The sequence below is a fragment of the Arthrobacter antioxidans genome, assembly GCF_023100725.1.
Lineage (GTDB): Bacteria > Actinomycetota > Actinomycetes > Actinomycetales > Micrococcaceae > Arthrobacter_D > Arthrobacter_D antioxidans.
This window is the reverse complement of sequence record NZ_CP095501.1, coordinates 3,584,703-3,601,691: the sequence shown is the minus strand read 5'-3', so window position 1 is coordinate 3,601,691 and position 16,989 is coordinate 3,584,703. Positions and strand designations below refer to the sequence as shown.

The 16,989-nt window shown below is 68.3% G+C and carries 13 protein-coding genes; 5 read left to right on the top strand and 8 right to left on the bottom strand.

The window, feature by feature from the left end; genetic code table 11:
* Window positions 1-10: 10 nt before the first annotated feature.
* From MWM45_RS16725 to MWM45_RS16705, 5 genes are all read right to left on the bottom strand, one after another.
* Window positions 11-1,090: a LacI family DNA-binding transcriptional regulator gene (locus MWM45_RS16725; protein WP_247827421.1), complete on the bottom strand. Its 1,080-nt coding sequence runs from the start codon at window positions 1,088-1,090 to the stop codon at window positions 11-13.
* Window positions 1,091-1,180: 90 nt separating this feature from the next.
* Window positions 1,181-2,020 (bottom strand): carbohydrate ABC transporter permease, encoded by an 840-nt coding sequence (locus tag MWM45_RS16720; protein WP_247827420.1) that lies wholly within the window; start codon window positions 2,018-2,020, stop codon window positions 1,181-1,183.
* Entirely contained in the window at window positions 2,017-2,871 is an 855-nt protein-coding gene (locus MWM45_RS16715) for a carbohydrate ABC transporter permease (protein ID WP_247829273.1), read from the bottom strand. Before MWM45_RS16715 ends, MWM45_RS16720 begins: the two co-directional genes overlap by 4 nt.
* A 216-nt stretch (window positions 2,872-3,087) precedes the next feature.
* Window positions 3,088-4,431 (bottom strand): ABC transporter substrate-binding protein, encoded by a 1,344-nt coding sequence (locus MWM45_RS16710; RefSeq protein ID WP_247827419.1) that lies wholly within the window; start codon window positions 4,429-4,431, stop codon window positions 3,088-3,090.
* A 574-nt stretch (window positions 4,432-5,005) separates the two neighbouring features.
* Window positions 5,006-6,088, bottom strand: coding sequence for an alpha/beta fold hydrolase (locus MWM45_RS16705; RefSeq protein WP_247827418.1), 1,083 nt, complete (start codon window positions 6,086-6,088; stop codon window positions 5,006-5,008).
* 1,613 nt (window positions 6,089-7,701) lie between these two features.
* Here MWM45_RS16705 and MWM45_RS16700 point away from each other — a divergent pair.
* Window positions 7,702-7,845 carry a hypothetical protein gene (locus MWM45_RS16700; RefSeq protein ID WP_247827417.1) on the top strand — a complete coding sequence of 48 codons (144 nt, stop codon included), beginning with the start codon at window positions 7,702-7,704 and terminating at the stop codon, window positions 7,843-7,845.
* Window positions 7,842-8,249 carry a DUF2256 and DUF3253 domain-containing protein gene (locus tag MWM45_RS16695; RefSeq protein ID WP_269076562.1) on the top strand — a complete coding sequence of 136 codons (408 nt, stop codon included), beginning with the start codon at window positions 7,842-7,844 and terminating at the stop codon, window positions 8,247-8,249. Before MWM45_RS16700 ends, MWM45_RS16695 begins: the two co-directional genes overlap by 4 nt.
* Here MWM45_RS16695 and MWM45_RS16690 read toward each other — a convergent pair.
* From MWM45_RS16690 to rhaI, 3 genes are read right to left on the bottom strand one after another with little or no spacing between them, the layout of a single operon-like run.
* Window positions 8,238-9,725 (bottom strand): rhamnulokinase, encoded by a 1,488-nt coding sequence (locus MWM45_RS16690; protein ID WP_247827415.1) that lies wholly within the window; start codon window positions 9,723-9,725, stop codon window positions 8,238-8,240. The two genes, MWM45_RS16695 and MWM45_RS16690, sit on opposite strands and share 12 nt — an antisense overlap.
* Window position 9,726: 1 nt before the next feature.
* Window positions 9,727-11,799 carry a bifunctional aldolase/short-chain dehydrogenase gene (locus MWM45_RS16685; RefSeq protein WP_247827414.1) on the bottom strand — a complete coding sequence of 691 codons (2,073 nt, stop codon included), beginning with the start codon at window positions 11,797-11,799 and terminating at the stop codon, window positions 9,727-9,729.
* On the bottom strand, window positions 11,796-12,962 hold the full coding sequence (gene rhaI, locus MWM45_RS16680) for an L-rhamnose isomerase (protein ID WP_247827413.1): 1,167 nt from the start codon (window positions 12,960-12,962) through the stop codon (window positions 11,796-11,798). Before rhaI ends, MWM45_RS16685 begins: the two co-directional genes overlap by 4 nt.
* A gap of 223 nt (window positions 12,963-13,185) precedes the next feature.
* On the opposite strand from rhaI, the gene MWM45_RS16675 reads away from it, so the two are divergent.
* The 3 genes from MWM45_RS16675 to MWM45_RS16665 all read left to right on the top strand — a co-directional run bounded on the left by MWM45_RS16675 (window position 13,186) and on the right by MWM45_RS16665 (window position 16,939).
* Complete coding sequence (locus MWM45_RS16675) at window positions 13,186-14,217, top strand: LacI family DNA-binding transcriptional regulator (protein WP_247827412.1); 1,032 nt, start codon at window positions 13,186-13,188, stop codon at window positions 14,215-14,217.
* A 125-nt stretch (window positions 14,218-14,342) separates the two neighbouring features.
* Complete coding sequence (locus MWM45_RS16670) at window positions 14,343-15,896, top strand: sugar ABC transporter ATP-binding protein (RefSeq protein WP_247827411.1); 1,554 nt, start codon at window positions 14,343-14,345, stop codon at window positions 15,894-15,896.
* Window positions 15,893-16,939: an ABC transporter permease gene (locus tag MWM45_RS16665; RefSeq protein WP_247827410.1), complete on the top strand. Its 1,047-nt coding sequence runs from the start codon at window positions 15,893-15,895 to the stop codon at window positions 16,937-16,939. The genes MWM45_RS16670 and MWM45_RS16665 overlap by 4 nt, the downstream gene beginning before the upstream one ends.
* Window positions 16,940-16,989 lie beyond the last annotated feature (50 nt).

Here is a 16,989-nt window from a genome sequence, read left to right as displayed (position 1 = left end):
GTGTCCTTGTCTAGTCGGTCGGCGCGGCGTCGGCGCCGGCCGGAGTTGAGCCATAGGGCGGTGCGACGGAGTCGCGCCGGACGAGCGGGCAGGAAAGGATGGTGGGTTTGTCGGCGAGGAGTTTTTCCTCGTCGTGGCCTTCAATGAGTCTGATGAGTGTCTGGACTGCCCAGGCGCCCATCTCGTAGTGGGGCAGTGCCACGGTGGTGAGGCCGGGGAACAGCCCTTCGGCGATCAGCTTCTGATTGTCGAACCCGATGACAGACAGCTGGCCGGGAATGCTGAGCCCGAGCTCGCTGGCGGCCCGGTAGGCGCCCATTGCCATTCGGTCGTTGTAGCAGAACAGGGCTGTCGGACGGCCATTCCGGGACAGCAGTTCCATCGCCGCCGCATACCCGCCTGCTGCCTCGGACTCCCGCGCCGCGACGAGGCCCGGATCATAGGCGATGCCTGCTCCCTGCAGTGCCTCCCGGTACCCCTGCAGGCGCCCATGGGTGGCGGGGACGTCGTCGGTGTTGTTCACGAATCCGATGGATCGGTGGCCGGCGTCCAGGAGCGCTGTCACAGCTGTCTGTGCGCCGCCCTGCTCGTCGGGGATGGTGCAGGGGACCAGTCCGGTCTTGTCCGTGGAGTCGATGAGGACGGCCGGGATCTCGAAGAGCCGTGGAGGCAGGGACACCGTCCGGTGGTACATGGTCGCGTAGAGGATGCCGTCCACCTGCCGTTCGAGCAGCGCATCGACGTCGCGCCGCTTCGACTGCGTGTCGGCGTCCTTGTCGGTGTTGATGATGACCAGGGTGTAGTCGTGCTGTCGTGCCGTCTCCTCGGCGCCCTTGATGATCATGCCGGCGTGCGGGGTGGTGGCGATGTCTTCGCTCAGCAGGCCGATCATCGCGGAGCGCTGGGTTCGCAGGCCCTGGGCCATCCGGTTCGGCCCGTACCCGAGGGCAGCCGCTGCGTCCCTGACTTTCCTGCGTGTTTCGTCGCTGGCTCGTGCATGGGGTGTGTCGTTCAGGATGTGGGACACCGTGGTCACCGAGACTCCCGCCGCGGCTGCAACGTCCCTAATGCCGACCGATTTCCGTGCCATGTGAGTCCCCTGTCGTGTTGGAGCTGATGGTATGCCGTTACTGGGTTCCTGAGCCCGGCACCACTTCCTCGGCGGGGCCGGTCCACCGGGTCAGCCTTTGACCGCACCGAGCGTGAGGCCGGCGACGATGTGCCGCTGGAGGACGAGGGTGAGCAGGACGACCGGGATCGAGTACAGGGCGGCCAGCGCGGTCATGGACCCCCAGTCCAGGCCGAATTGGGTCTGGAAGTTCGCGATGACGATCGGTGTGGTCTGGGCCCTGACGGCGGTGAGGAGCAGGGAGAAGAGGAACTCGTTCCAGGAGGCGAGGAAGGCGAAGATCGCCGTCACCGCGACGCCACCGGAGACGACCGGCAGGACCACCCGACGGAGCGCCCCGAGTCGGCTGCAGCCGTCGATCTTCGCGGCTTCGTCCAGCTCGTCCGGTACCGCGTCGAAGAAGCTCGTCATGAGCCAGATCGACAGCGGCAGGGACAGCGTGGTGTGCGCGATGGCGAGGGCGAACGACGTGTCGGCGATCCCGAGGTCGCGGAACAGCGAGACCAGGGGGACGCCGACGACGATCGCGGGCACCATCCGGCAGACCAGGGCGACCAGGATGAAGACCTGCCCGCCCGGGGTCCGGTACCGGGTGATGGCATACGCGGCCGGGACCGCGAGGACGAGGGAGATGACCGTGCTGAGGACGGCGGTGACCGTGCTGTTGATGAAGGAGGCGACCACGCCTTCCCGGCCGAGGGCCGAGACGTAGTTCTCCAGCGTGAACTCCGAGCCGAAGACGGTCGCGGGCACGGCGATGGTCTCCAGCGGGGTCTTGAAGGAGGTGAGGAGCAGGTAGACGAAGGGGAAGCCGTAGAGCACGGTGACGGCTGCGAGCAACACCCACAGGATGGTGCGGGCGGTCTTCCCCCGGACGACGAGGCCGTTCATGAGCGATCACTTCCTGGGCGCCAGATGGCATAGACGGCGACGACGGCGACCAGCAGCATGCCCAGCAGGTACATGGTGCCCATCGCGCTGGCCAGGCCAGGATCGCCGAAGCGTACGAGGGTCCGGTAGACGAGCAGGGACAGGGTCTCGGTGCTGCCCTGCGGTCCGCCGTTGGTCTGGATGAGGATGATGTCGAACGCCCGTGCGGCGTCGATCCCCCTGATGATCAGGGCGACGGCGATCACGGGGCGGAGCAGCGGCAGGATGATCCTGGAGAGGATGGTGGTGTAGCGGGCGCCGTCGATCCTGGCCGCCTCGAGCAACTCGCCCGGGACGTTCTGCAGGCCCGCGAAGAGGATCAGGGTGATGAACGAGGTGGTCAACCAGATGTCCGGCAGCGCCACGGAGAACAGGGCGATATCGGGGTTGCTGAGCCACTGGATCTGATCGGTGGTCTGCAGGATCCCGACGCGGCGCAGCAGCTCGTTGAGGATGCCGAAGTTGTCGATGAGCAGGAAGCGCCAGAGCAGGCCGGCCACCACGGGCGCGATCATGAGCGGATACATGAAGATGGTCCTGAAGATCCGGGACTTGTCTCCCAGGGCGGAGAACAGCAGCGCCACCGCCAGGCCGAGCGTGAATTCCAGGGATACGACGATGACCGTGTAGACGAGTGTCCGCCAGGCTGCCCCGGTGAACGCGTCCGATGCCAGGGCCGCCGAGTAGTTCGCGAAGCCGATGAACTCACGCCCGCCCCCGAAGGGCTCGATGGCGTAGAAGCTGTCACGGACGAACTGCACTAGCGGCCAGCCGACGAACACGGCCAGGAACGCGACGGCCGGCAGCATCATCAGGGCGGCGAACCGCTGATCGGTGAAGCCCCTCTTCCGGCGGTGCGGCTGCTGAGCAGCCGTCGAGGGCGGTGTTCTGCTGTCGGAGTCCTGGGACGCCCGTCGAGACGGGAGTGGAGCCCGCTGGTCGGTTGCGTGCACGTGGTGGGCCTTTGCTGGAGGAAGACGGAAGGACGAAGGAGTGGTGGGGGCCGCCGGCCCCCCACCACAGGTCAGCTACTGGGTGATGGCTTCGATCTGCTCTTTGGCGTCATCGAGCAGCTGCTGATTGTCGGCGCCTGGCTCCAGTGCCTTCTGCAGCATGGGGATGAGCGCCGAATCGACGATCTCCTGCCAGTTCTCGGTGGCGGGACGGGGCTTCGTACCCTCTGCCGAAAGAGTCTCCACCAGGGCGTCGAAGTGCTCGTAGCCCGGCTTGCCCTCGTACTCCTCGAACGCCGAGACCCGGGCGGCCAGACCCAGCGACGAGTCGATGCCCATGGCGTTGTTGTCGTAGGCGAACTGCAGGAACTCGTTCGCGGTCTCCTGCTTCTCCGTCGTCTTGGGGATGGAGAGGTACCAGGGGCCGGGGACGCCGGCGACCCCGCCCGGTCCGCCGATCATCGGGGCCGCGCCGATCTTCCCTGCGACCGGCGAGTCCTCGGGGGTCTGCGGGTAGGCGTGCGCCCAGAAGCGCATCATGGCGGTCTCGCCCTGGTAGAAGAGGTTCTGCGCACCGACCCAGTCGATCTGCGCGGCACCGGGAGGGGAGACCTTCAGGTCGTTGTTGAGGCCCACGTAGAAGTCGAGGGCCGCGAGGTGCTCCGCGTCGTTGACGGTGACGTCACCCTCCGGGCTGAGGACCATGTTCTCCGCGCCGGACTGGGACACGGTGGCCAGCCATTCGGTCTCGACGGCGCCCTTCACATCCGTGCCGTAGAGGTCGGTCTGCCCGTCACCGTCGGTGTCCCGGGTGAAGAACTGGGCGACGTCCTCATATTGCTCCCAGGTGGTGGGCGGCGCGAGGTCGTAGCCGTACTCGTCCTTGAACGCGGACTGCTCGGCGGGGTCCTCGAACAGATCCGTGCGGTAGAACAGGATTTCGGAGTTCGTCCAGACCGGCAAGCCGACGAAGTTCTCCTCGACCTGCGCCTCCTCGACCAGCGCCGGGAAGAGGTCTGCCTTCACCTCGTCCGTGAACATGTCATTCAGCGGTGTCACAGCATCGGCAAACGTCGGCAGCCAGATCGCGTCCAGGGCTGCGACGTCGAACGAGGTGCTGCCGGAGGAGAATTCCGTGTTCAGACGGTTGTAGAGACCTTCGTACGGGAGTTCCACGAAGGTGACCTGGGTCCCGGTCTCCTCGGTGAACTTCTCGGCGATGCCGGTGAGTTCGGCCTTGCCACCTGCTTCGACCAGGACCGTCAGCGCTTCGGAGTCGTCCGCCGACTGTTCGCCGCCTCCGCCGGCCCCGCACCCGGCGAGGGTGAGGGCGGTGAGGACGGCTGTTGCGGACAGGAAAGTCTTCGTGGTGTTGCGTGCTGCTGCGCCGGACGGGCGCCGGCTGGCGAGGTGCTGCATGACAGGGACTCCATTCTGAGCGTCATTGCTGTGGGGTGTGACAAAACGTTTTGCCAAAACGTCTTGGCGGTAGGAGTAAACAGCTTTCCCGATGCCGTCAAGACCAATGCGCCTGGACGATGGTCATCCGCTGATCCGCGATGACGAAGGGCCTTGAGACTGCTTTCACGCAGCCCCTGGGCCTCCAGTCGAGCGGCACCTTCGTCGCCGAAGAGACCGACACTGAGAAACAAGAACACAGAGCGATGACACTGGCCCGTCAGCGTCGGCGGGCCCAATAGCGATCTGAACCGCACTCGACGAGGGCGTCAGAGGTTTCCTCAGCCCTACGGGATGAGAGGGCTTGCGGTCTGCACGTCACCCGGTCTCTTGATCCGACCGGCGGTGGCAGGGCACGCTGGGTGATCCGGTGGAAGCCCGCCCTCAACGCGTTCGTGCTCACCTTCGCAGGCCGGTTCGAAAGAACCACTCGCTGATGAAAACCGCCGGACCCTACACACCGTTGACCGGACAGTCCCAGGAGCCGAGTAACGCCACTATGTGGCGTTACTCGGCTCCCTGGAGGGGGTATTTTCTAGTTCCCTTGGGTTACTTCGGTCGACGCAGCAGGGGGTGTGGGCGACGCTTGAGATGTGGCACTGTCCTGGAGGAATTCTGTGATTTTCTTGGCCATGGCCTTCGATTGGGTCCATTGCAGGTTGTGCGGGCCGTTGAGCTCGACGATTTCGTGGTGGTTGACGTTCTTGAGCTGGTTCTTGTGCGACTCGAGCCAGTTGGGATTGGTAGCCACGTTGTCACTGGCGAGGAAGTGAAGAACGGGCAGGTTTTCCGGGTAGGTCACTCCCTGGAGTGCTGCGGCGTTGCTGGCGACTCGGGCGCTTTCGTCGGCGACTGCCGCGTTGCCGAAGTTCCAGATTGTCATTTGGCGCATGCGTTCCAATTCATCTGTGGTGAAGTCGTCGCCTGTCGGGTCCACCGCCCCCGGAGCGAGCGAGACCGCTGTTCGGACCACGCCGATCGTGGACAGTACCCCGATGAAATTGATGCCGCCGCTAGCCGCGGGGTGCTCCTCTAGCTGGGTCGTGGGCACGCTGGGGTCGATGCCCACTACCGCGGATACTTCGCTCGGGTACCGGTTGGCGTAGTCGAGTGTGTAGAAGCCGGAGATCGAGTGTCCGGCCAAAACGTATGGCTTCTCGAGGTCGAGTGAGGACAGGGCCTCATGGATCTCGGTGCTGATGTTCTTCACGGTCCGTTCGGGTGCGCTCATGTCGCTGTAGCCGTATCCGAAGCCCTCGACGACGATGACGTCGTAGGCATCGAGTTCCCTGGTTAAAGGGGCGAAGTCCAGCGCCGGAGCGATCGTGCCCAGGCCGCTGAGCAGGACCAGGGGCTGTGCACCTTTGGTGCCAGCCCGAACGACGTTGACCTCGCCGCCGGCGACTTCCACGAGGTCACCGTATGGGGCAGTACTCGACTTCTCCTGCTGTTCCAGAAGCGCGTTGGCCGCTGTGGACGCAAGTGTCAGTCCCAGTGCGGTGAGAGCGATGATGCCGGTGGTCTTGAGTGTGCGCCGGAATGGCCGGCGGCGTTTTTCGGGTGCTCCTTGGGTTGCGTGGCTCGTGGTGTTCGGGAGCTGACGACTGGCCTGTGACATGGGGGACGTTTCCAGACTTGGGGGTGTTCGAATGAAGTGAGAGCCCGGTCGAAGGCGGGCTGTTCGTCCGAATGACATCGCCCCGACGAGTGAAGGGAAGTCCTACAGACGTGTTGTGTTGTCGCTGAGTTGCGCTTTCAGGTTCGCGTAGAGGACCTGTAGCGCTGGTGGGAACCGAGAGTGAGCGGGGCTGCCAACACCCTCAAAATATACCCCCGGGGGGTATGTGTCAAGGGTGTTGGCGGGTTGGCGGGATCAGTGATTTGACCCTCGTGGCTGCCGCCGCAGCTATTGGCCGTCTAAAGCAAAAGCATCATCGGGTCGGGGTGCAGATGCCGCACTGTTCCGGTGTTTGATCAGCAAATCCAGATACAGATGCGGATCTGCACCTGGTACACCTCGCACGTAGGGCGAAGGCATGGCTGGGGCGGCAAAGCCAGGGTTGTTTGCACTTCCCGCCGGCCCATCGAGGCCGACCAATTATGCGGCCCACGGACCCTCGAAGAATGACGGCGACGAGCGGATCGAAGTTTCCAGCGACCACGGAGCGACCTTCAACCCGTTTGCACCCTGGCTACCCACTGGCACACGACCGCGAGACGCTGGTGCAGAACGGGGGAGCTCGTAGAGATGATTCTTTGCGGGCCCGCAGGAGGCTGACACCTTCGCTTTCCCACGGCAAGAAATTCAGGGGTTTCCCCCGTTCTATCGGATGAGCGGGCTTGCGGTCTGCACGGCAGAGACGACGTCGAAAATTCCTCCTGCGGTTGCGGCTGCGTCCTCCTGATCGGTGACGAACAATTGGTGGGTGGCTCCGTCGATGACGCGGTGCAGGTTGTTGGTCGAGAGTGAGGCAAGAGCATCCTGCGAAGCGGTCCGGCCCAGCCCCTTACCACTGCTCGCAGTCAGAACGATCAGCGGCTTGTCGGTGAGGCTCCGTCAGGCTGCCGCCTGCTGCGCCGATGATCCGGCGTGAATGTACTCATCGACCGTGCTTTGGAAGTGGTTGGACGTCACGCCGACCAGCGCGCCGATACTGAGCCGCGCTGCGACTGAACCCTGTGCAGAGAAACGCTTCAGCGTGTCCCGGGACCCTGAATCGGAGTCGGAACCTGCGGGATCTGTTGAACTCGTTGCCACGGCAGATACCGGTGCGGTCGAGTCGACCAGGACCAGCCCGGCGACGTCCGCGGGACAATGGGTTGTATCAGGAGGCGGTGACGTCGGGTCCCTGTTCGCCATGGTTCCCAGCTTGATGCTCGCTACTCATCTGACCTGCTGATCAGTGGCTTGAGTGCCTGCTTGAGCCGGGCCTTTTGGTGGGTGGCCACCGCTCCCTGTGCTCCGTGTGAGGTGAACCGGGGGCGGTTCGTGTCGGCCGCGGGTGGCGGCGACGTAGGCGCCGGCCCGGTCGGGTCGTTCGTCGAGGATGGCGTGCGCGGTATCGACGGTGACGCCCGGGGCGCGGTGCACGGTCGCGCCGTTGCTGCTCCTGCTGACTCGGGCTGAACAGGGCGTAGCGGCGTCTCCTATGCTTGATGCAATCACCGAACCGCAGTCCTTCCCCGCGTCGGCCCGCCGCAGGACCGGCAGGGGTGGCAGGAAGGACCGCCGTGGCCACGGACAGCAGCGCAGACGAGCAGGGCCCGGCGAACCGGGCGGCCGACGCCGTCGAGCAGGCCTCCGACGCACGCTCTCTGGACCTCCGGGTGCGGCTCGGCTTCGCCACCCTCCGCGCCGTATCCAGGCGCTTGTGACGCCGCGGGGGAGGGCGCCTGCGCAGGGTCCCGGTGTTCCGCACGACCCGAAGTACTGCAGGTCGTGCGGCCGCCGCATGGAGTGGCGGAAGAAGTGGGAGCGGACCTGGGACTCGGTGCTCTACTGCAGCGACGCCTGCCGGGCCCGCAAGGTGAGGCCGATCGACGCAGCCCTCGAGGACTGGCTCCTGACGCGCCTGCGGAGCGTGCCGCGCGGACAGGGCATCGATCCGGCGGACGCCGCACGGGCTCTCGACGGGGAGGGCGGGAGTCTTCTGCACGAGCCCGCCCGGAACGCTGCGCGCCGCCTCGTGAACCGTGGCCTCGCGGAGATGGTGCAGCGCGGCGCCGTCGTCGACCCGTCGACGGCTAAAGGGCCCGTAACCCTTCGCTCACGTCGCTGACGGAACCCGCGCGGTCGCGGCCGGGCGCTCCGCCGGCTCGTAGCGGACGGTCCGGGCCGATCGGCGGGCGGCCGCGCGGATACCGGCCAGGGGAGGGCCGGACGATCCGGGTCCGCCGTCCAGCAGGCCGACGGCCCGCGCCTGGACGAGGACGTTGCCGAGCGCCGTCGCCTCGACCGGACCCGCGAGCACCGGCAGGCCCGTGCGGTCGGCGGTCAACTGGCAGAGCAGCGCGTTCTGCGATCCTCCGCCCACCACGTGGATGACGTCGATGCGGTGTCCTGACAGCCGGACGGCGTCCTGCAGTGTGCGGGCGTAGGCCGCGGCGAGGCTGTCCAGGATGCAGCGGACCACGGCCTCCCGGGTCGGCAGGCCACCCGGCGGCGCCCCGGCGGCCCGGCGGATGCGCGCGGGCATGGAGCCCGGCGCCAGGAAGTCGGTGCTGTCGGCATCGATGATCGGCCCGTTGGGCGGCAGGTCCGCGGCCGCAGCCAGCAGCCCCGCGAGATCGGGTTCAGGCCCTTCGACGCTCCATTCCCGCAGGCACTCCTGCAGCAGCCAGAGGCCGCCGGTGTTGCGCAGGTAGCGGATGGTCCCGTCCACGCCGCGTTCGTTGGTGAAGTTCGCGGTGCGGCTCTCCGCGGTCAGGATGGGGGCGTCGAGCTCGACGCCGACGAGCGACCACGTGCCCGAGGAGATGTAGGCGAAGTGCGGGGTGTCCGCGGGAACTGCGGCGACGGCGGAGGCCGTGTCGTGCGATCCGACGGCGACGACGGCGGTGTCGGCCGGGAGGCCCGTCGCCGAGGCGACGGCCGGCAGCAGGCGGCCGATCAGCGTGCCCGGTTCGACGAGCGGCGGGAAGAGTTCCGGTGACAGGCCGAGCGGGGCGAAGAGGTCCTCCGCCCAGGTGCCGGTGGCGGCGTCGAGCAGTCCCGTGGTGGAGGCGTTCGTCGCCTCGGTGCGGCGCTCGCCGGTCAGCCGGTACGCGAGCAGGTCGGGGATGAGCAGCGCCTGGACGCCCTGGAGCGACCGCTCGGCGGCGAGCTGGTACACCGTGTTGAACGGCAGGAACTGCAGCCCGGTGCGCGCGTACAGCTGCCCGGGTGGCACGGCGTGGTGCACGACGTCGATGCTCGCCGCGGTGCGTTCGTCACGGTAGCTGAAGGGCAGGTGCCGGAGCGTCCCGGCGTCGTCGACGAGCCCGTAGTCCACGGCCCAGGTGTCGATGCCGATGCTCATGACGGTGTCACCCGTCCGGGCCGCGGCCTCGCCTGCCCGGCGCAGTCCCACCAGCACCTCCGCAACCAGGGCGTCGACGTCCCACCGCAGGGCGCCGCCGAGGAACTGCGCACCGTTGGGGAAGCGGTGCACGGTGTCGAGCTCCGGACCGGCGTCCGTGAGCCTCCCGAGGATCACCCGACCGGAGGACGCCCCGATGTCGACGGCCACGAACACCGGTGTGGTGCCGGCAGCCATGTCAGCGCAGGAACGCGGCGGCCACGCCCGCGTCCACGGGGATGTGCAGGCCCGTCGTGTGTGAGAGCTCGGCGGAGGTCAGGACCGCGACGGCGTTGGCGACGTTCTCCGGGAGCACCTCGCGCTTGAGCAGGGTGCGCTGGGCGTAGTACTCGCCCAGCTTCTCCTCCTCCACGCCGTACACGGCGGCCCGCTTGGCGCCCCAGCCGCCGGCGAAGATGCCGGAGCCGCGGACCACGCCGTCGGGATTGATGCCGTTGACGCGCACCCCGTACCCCCCGAGCTCGGCGGCGAGGAGCCGCACCTGGTGCGCCTGGTCCGCCTTCGTGGCGCTGTAGGCGATGTTGTTGGGCCCGGCGAACACGGAGTTCTTGGAGGAGATGTAGATGATGTCCCCGCCCATGTCCTGCTCGATGAGCACCTTCGCGGCGGCCTGCGACATGAGGAAGGACCCCTTCGCCATGACGTTGTGCTGCAGGTCCCAGTCCTTCTCCGTGGTCTCGAGCAGGGGTTTGGAGATGGACAGGCCGGCGTTGTTGACCACGAGGTCCAGCCCGCCGAACGCCAGTACGGCGGCGTTCACGGCGTGGAGCACCTGGGCCGGATCGGTGACGTCGGCCTGCACGCCGATGGCGACGTCGGGCCCGCCGAGTGCGTCGGCGACGCCGTTCGCGCTGGCGATGTCCAGGTCCGCGATGACCACGCACGCTCCCTCCGCTGCGAGGCGCGTCGCGATGGCCTTGCCGATGCCCGACGCCGCCCCCGTCACCAGGGCGATGCGTCCCGCATGGGATTTCGGTTTCGGCATCCGCGCGAGCTTGGCCTCCTCCAGGGCCCAGTACTCGATGCGGAACTTCTCCCCCTCCTCGATCGGCGCGTAGGTCGAGATGGCCTCGGCGCCCCGCATGACATTGATGGCGTTGAGGTAGAACTCCCCGGCGACGCGGGCGGTCTGCTTGGTGGCGCCGTAGGAGAACATGCCGACGCCGGGCACCAGCACGATCGCCGGGTCCGCGCCGCGCATCGCGGGGGAGTCCGGCGTCGCGTGGCGGTCGTAGTAGGCGGCGTAGTCCGCCCGGTACGCGGCGTGCAGTTCACGCAGGCGCAGCAGGCAGCTCTCGACGTCGGCGTCCGCGGGGAGGTCGAGGATCAGCGGCTTGACCTTGGTGCGGAGGAAGTGGTCGGGGCAGCTGGTCCCGAGCGCCCCGAGGCGCGGGTGCTCGGTGGAGGCGAGGAAGTCGAGGACGCGGGGGTCGTCGGTGAAGTGGCCCACCTGCGCCCTGTCGGTGGAGGCGAGCCCGCGGATGGTCGGGGCGAGGGCCGCGGCCTTCGCCCGGCGCTCCTCCTCGGGCAGCGCGGCATACCCTTCGAGCGAGGGGCCGAAGGGCTCGGTCCGGCCGTGCTCTGCGATGTACCGCTCCGCCGCCTCGATGATCCACAGGGAGTTCGCCTCGGCCTCCGCGGACCTCTCGCCCCAGGCGGTGATGCCGTGGCCGCCGAGGATGGTGCCGATGGCTTCGGGGTTCGCCTCCTTGAGGGCGGCGATGTCGAGGCCGAGCTGGAAACCGGGCCGCCGCCAGGGCACCCAGACCACCTTCGGTCCGAAGATCGTACGGGTCAGGGCCTCGCCGTCCGCCGCGGTCGCGACGGCGATCCCGGAGTCGGGGTGCAGGTGGTCCACGTGGGCCGCGTCGACGAGGCCGTGCATCGCCGTGTCGATGGATGGCGCCGCCCCGCCCTTGCCGTGCAGGGTGTAGTCGAAGGCGGCGACCATCTCGTCCTCGCGCTCCACGCCCGGGTACACCGAGCGCAGCGCCTGAAGGCGGTCCAGGCGCAGGACGGCGAGCCCGGACTCCGTGAGCGTCCCGAGGTCCCCGCCGGACCCCTTCACCCAGAGCAGCTCGACGTCCTCGCCCGTGACCGGATCGACGCCCGTGCCCTTGGCGGACGTGTTGCCGCCGGCGTAGTTCGTGGTGCGCTTGTCGGCGCCGAGCCGGTTGGAGCGTGCGATGAGCTCGCTCACGGTCCGGTTGGTCGAGGTGGCCGTCGTCGGCTGCGTCGTCGTCACTGTCATGCTCCCCATCCGGCCTGCCGGCCGCCCTGCCGCTCGGTGTTGATCCGGTCCTGGTAGCCGCTCCCGCGGTATGCGTTCATGGGGTCCGCGGGGAGCCCCTTCGACTCCCGCCACTGTGCAAGGGCAGGGCGGACGTCGGTGTAGAAGGCGTCCATCATGAGGGCGTTCGCGCCGAGGACGTCACCGGCCTCCTGCGCCGCGGTGAGGGCGGGGCGGTCGATGAGCAGGGCGCGCGCCGACATCTCCTGCACGTTCAGCACCGAGCGGATCTGACCCGGGATCTTCTCCTCGAGGTTGTGGCACTGGTCGAGCATGAGCGCGATCCCGCCGGACGGGTCCAGACCGCCGCCGCGGATCACCTCCGCCATGATGCGGAACAGCTGGAACGGGTCCGCCGCCCCGACGATCAGGTCGTCGTCGGCGTAGAAACGCGAGTTGAAGTCGAAGGAGCCGAGCTTCCCGAGGCGGATCAGCTGCGCCACGATGAACTCGATGTTGGTCCCGGGCGCGTGGTGGCCCGTGTCGAGGCAGACGAGGGCCTTGTCGCCGAGCTGCTGGCAGTGGGCGTAGGAGGTACCCCAGTCGGGGACGTCCGTGTGATAGAACGCCGGCTCGAAGAACTTGTACTCGAGCACCAGCCGCTGGCCCTCGCCGAGGCGGTCGTACACCTTCCGGAGGGAGTCCTGCAGCCAGTCCTGCCGGGACCGCATGTCGGCCTGCCCCGGGTAGTTGGAGCCGTCCGCCAGCCAGATCTTCAGGTCCCGGGAGCCGGTGACGTTCATGACCTCGATGCACTCGTACATGTGGTCGATCGCCTTGTTCCGCACGGCGGCGTCGCTGTGCGTCAGGCTGCCGAACTTGTAGTCGTCGTCCTGGAACGTGTTGCTGTTGATGGTGCCGAGCCGCACGCCGTGCTCTCCGGCATGGGCGGCGAGGCTCCCGTAGTCGTCCACCGTGTCCCAGGGGATGTGGAGGGCCACGCTCGGGGCGAGGCCGGTCAGCCGGTGGACCATGCCCGCGTCGGCGATCTTCTCGTGGACGGTGCGGGGCGTGCCGGGCGTCGCGAAGACCTTGAACCGGGTCCCGGAATTGCCGTAGGCCCAGGAGGGCACCTCGATGGCGAGCTGGTCCAGCTCTGCCGTGATGTCGTCGATGACAGTCATGTACTCTCTCCAGCGTGCGGGCCGGGTGCTTCATTCCACCGGCGATGATTCTCGGGGTCTTTCGCCCGTCCGGACGGAGCCCGAACGGGGACATGGATGCGCCGTGCTTTTGAATCGTTTCATTAGCACGTTTCAAAGCTATCCTTGCTGGAGACCGAGTGTCAACCGTCCCGTCGGCGTCCCGCCGACGCGCGACGCGACCTCCGAGACAGCCGGAGTCCCCATGAGCAGCCGACCAGTCAGCATCAAGGACGTCGCGGACAGGGCCGGGGTGGCGGTCGGGACGGTCTCGAACGTGCTGAACCATCCCGCGCGCGTCTCGACGGCCACCCGCGAGCGCGTGCAGGCCGCGATCGACGGGCTCGGCTTCGTGCGGAACGACGCCGCCCGGCAGTTGAGGGCGGGCCAGAGCCGCACCATCGGCCTGGTCGTGCTCGACGTCGCCAACCCCTTCTTCTCCTCCCTCGCCCGCGCGGCCGAGGACTGCGCCGCCGAGAACGGGAGCACCGTGGTGCTCGGCGACAGCGGGCAGGACGCCGAGCGCGAAGCCCGGTACATCGACGTCTTCGAGCAGCAGCGGGTGCAGGGCATGCTCATCTCGCCCGTCGGGGACGTGGGGCCGCGCGTCGAGGCGCTGCGGCAGCGCGGCATGCCCGTGGTGCTGGTGGACCGCGTGGATCCGCAGCGGCGCTGCAGCTCGGTGTCCGTGGACGACGTCGCCGGTGGCTACATCGCCGTGCGGCACCTGCTCGAGGCGGGCCGGCGGCGGATCGCGTTCGTGGGGACCAGGGCCGACTACCGCCAGGTCGCGGATCGCCTGGCCGGCGCCCGCCAGGCGATCGCGGAGCACGACGGCGCCGTGCTCGAGGTCCTCGCAGCGGAGGCCATGACGGTGCTGGCCGGCCGGGACGTCGGGGAGGCGATCGCACAGCGCCGGCACGGGGAGCTGCCGGACGGCATCTTCTGCGCCAACGACCTCCTCGCGATCGGCGTCATGCAGGCGGTCCTGCTGATCCGAGGCCTCAGGATCCCCGAGGACCTCGCCCTGATCGGGTACGACGACATCGACTTCTCCGCCTCCACCGTCGTCCCGCTGACGAGCGTCCGCAAGCCGACCGAACTCATGGGGCGCACCGCCGTCGAACTGCTCCTCGAGGAGATTGAGGGGCCTACGGCCCGCCGTCGCCAGGTGATCTTCGACCCCGAACTCGTGGAGCGCCGCAGCACGCGGGCGCGGGTGACCGCCGCCGGCTGACGGGCCGGCCCCGCCGTCGCGCCGGGGTCACAGTCCGATCTCGGCCTGTTGACGGTCCCGGAGGTCGCGCCTACTATTCGAGGACATCGAATCTGAAACGATTCATTTCTTCCCGAGGAGTTGCAGTGGCGCACCCTGATGGCCGTGGCAGTGAGGCCACGGACCCGTCCGCACCGGGGCGGGCTCCCGTGCTGGCGCTCCGCGGCGCGCTGAAGACCTTCGGCCCGGTCGTCGCGCTCGCCGACGGCACCATCGACCTGGCGGCGGGCGAGATCCACGCGCTGGTCGGCGAGAACGGCGCGGGGAAGTCGACGCTCGTGAAGATCCTCGCGGGGGTGCACCACCCGGATGCCGGGGAGTTCCTCGTCGGCGGGCAGAGCGTCAGCTTCCGCAACGTCGCCGACAGCAAGGCCGCGGGGATCTCCGTCATCTACCAGGAGCCCACGCTCTTCCCCGATCTCACGGTCGCGGAGAACATCTTCATCGGGCGCCAGCCCAGGGGCCGCCTCGGCCTCATCAGCCGCGTCGAGATGCGGCGCCGCGCCCGTGAGCTCTTCGACCAGCTCGGCGTCCCGATCGACCCCGACCGCGTGGCCGAGGGACTGTCCATCGCCGACCAGCAGATCATCGAGATCGCCAAGGCCATCTCCCTCGACGCCCGTATCCTCGTCATGGACGAGCCCACGGCGGCGCTCAGCGGCGTCGAGGTGGACCGCCTGTTCGCCGTCGCCCGCCGCCTGCGCGACGCCGGCAGCGGCATCCTGTTCATCTCCCACCGTTTCGACGAGGTCTTCGGCCTGTGCGACCGCATCACGGTCATGCGGGACGGCGCCTACATCGCGACCCACGAGACGCGTGCGACGTCGGTCGAGGCGATCGTCCGGGAGATGGTGGGACGCGACATCGAGGCACTGTTCCCGAAGACCGAGACGGAGGCGGGCGACGTCGTTCTGACCGTCGAGGGGCTGACCCGGCCGGGCGTCTTCCACGACATCGACTTCGAGGTGCGGGCGGGCGAGATCGTCGCACTGTCCGGGCTGGTGGGGGCCGGGCGCACCGAGGTGGCCCGTGCCGTGTTCGGGATCGACCGCTACGAGTCGGGCACCGTCCGGATGTCCGGCACGCCGCTGCGCCGCAAGGATCCGCGTGCCGCGATCGACGCCGGGATCGGCTTCGTCCCGGAGGACCGCCGGAAACAGGGGCTCGTCATGGACCTGTCGGTCGAGCGCAACACGGCACTGACACTCCGTCACTCCCTCGCGCGGTTCGGCATCATCAGGGCACGCGCGGAGCGGGAGGCCGCCGAGACCTGGGGCAAGCGGCTGCAGGTGAAGGCGGGCTCTCCCGAGCACGCCGTCTCCACCCTGTCCGGCGGCAACCAGCAGAAGGTCGTCCTCGCGAAGTGGCTCGCCACGGACCCGAAGCTCCTGATCATCGACGAGCCGACGCGCGGCATCGACGTCGGCACGAAGGCCGAGGTGCACCGCCTGATCTCGGAACTGGCGGGGCGGGGCATCGCGATCCTCATGATCTCCTCCGAACTGCCCGAGGTGCTGGGCATGGCCGACCGCGTGCTGGTCATGCGGGAGGGCCGGATCACCGGCCGCCTCGACCGCGCGGAGGCCACCGCCGAGACCGTCATGCACGCCGCCACAGCATCCCTGGAGTCCACGCGATGAGCCTCGACGGCACGGTAGGTGCGCCCGCCCACCCGGCCCCCGGCCACGAGAGGTCCTCGGTCCTCGCCTCGCTCCTGAAGCTCCGCGAACTCCCGGTGATCCTCGCCCTCGTGCTGCTCGTCGCCGTGACCGCGGCCCTGAACCCGCTGTTCCTCAGCGAGCAGGGCATCAAGGACCTGCTGCTGAACGCGACCATCCTGATGATCCTGGCCGTCGGTCAGACCCTCGTGATCATCACGCGGAACATCGACCTGTCCGTCGGATCCATCCTCGGGCTCGTCGCCTTCGGGACCGGCAGCATGTTCGCCGCCGCGCCCGACCTGCCGATCGTCGTGGTCTTTGTCCTCGGGATGCTCCTCGGCGCCGCACTCGGGGCATTCAACGGTCTCCTCATCACCATCGCGAAGGTCCCGGCCCTCGTCATCACCCTCGGCACGCTCTACATCTTCCGGGGCATCAACAACGCCTGGGCCGGCGGCACCCAGTATTTCGCCGGCGACCGGCCCCAGGCGTTCGGGGACCTGTCCGTGGACACCTTCCTCGGGTTCCCCCTGATCACGCTCATCGCGGTGGGCGTCGTCGCGGTCGTCGCGGTCTACATGTTCGGCACCCGGCAGGGGCGCGATCTGTACGCCATCGGATCCGACCCCGACGCCGCCCGGCTGTTCGGCATCCCGGTGACGCGGCGCGTCCTGCTCGCCTTCGTGGTCAACGGGCTGCTGGCCGGACTGGCCGGCGTCCTGTACGCGAGCCGCTTCAACTCGGTGGGCGCGACGACGGGAGCGGGCCTCGAACTCGACGTCGTGGCCGCCGCCGTGGTGGGCGGCGTCGCGATCTTCGGTGGCAGCGGCACCGTGCTCGGCGCCGCGATCGGTGCGCTCCTGCTGACCACCATCACCAGCGCCCTGACGGCACTGCGCGTGGACAAGTTCTGGCAGCAGGCCATCGTCGGCGTCCTGATCCTCGCCGCCGTCGTCATCGACCGCATCGCCAGTGTCCGGTCCGCCCGCAAGCTCAGGATCGCGGAGGCCCGCAATGTCTGACCGCCTCGACGCCCAGCCCGGTCCGCAGAACGCCACCCCGCCCGAAGGGC

Excerpts from the sequence above, each read along its gene's own strand:
- MWM45_RS16725 (WP_247827421.1), bottom strand. The coding sequence starts at position 1,090 with ATGGCACGGAAATCGGTCGGCATTAGGGACGTTGCAGCCGCGGCGGGA.
- rhaI (WP_247827413.1), bottom strand. The coding sequence starts at position 12,962 with ATGACTGTCATCGACGACATCACGGCAGAGCTGGACCAGCTCGCCATC.
- MWM45_RS16720 (WP_247827420.1), bottom strand. The coding sequence starts at position 2,020 with ATGAACGGCCTCGTCGTCCGGGGGAAGACCGCCCGCACCATCCTGTGG.
- MWM45_RS16675 (WP_247827412.1), top strand. The coding sequence starts at position 13,186 with ATGAGCAGCCGACCAGTCAGCATCAAGGACGTCGCGGACAGGGCCGGG.
- MWM45_RS16705 (WP_247827418.1), bottom strand. The coding sequence starts at position 6,088 with ATGTCACAGGCCAGTCGTCAGCTCCCGAACACCACGAGCCACGCAACC.
- MWM45_RS16690 (WP_247827415.1), bottom strand. The coding sequence starts at position 9,725 with ATGGCTGCCGGCACCACACCGGTGTTCGTGGCCGTCGACATCGGGGCG.
- MWM45_RS16710 (WP_247827419.1), bottom strand. The coding sequence starts at position 4,431 with ATGCAGCACCTCGCCAGCCGGCGCCCGTCCGGCGCAGCAGCACGCAAC.
- MWM45_RS16715 (WP_247829273.1), bottom strand. The coding sequence starts at position 2,871 with ATGATGCTGCCGGCCGTCGCGTTCCTGGCCGTGTTCGTCGGCTGGCCG.
- MWM45_RS16665 (WP_247827410.1), top strand. The coding sequence starts at position 15,893 with ATGAGCCTCGACGGCACGGTAGGTGCGCCCGCCCACCCGGCCCCCGGC.
- MWM45_RS16685 (WP_247827414.1), bottom strand. The coding sequence starts at position 11,799 with ATGACAGTGACGACGACGCAGCCGACGACGGCCACCTCGACCAACCGG.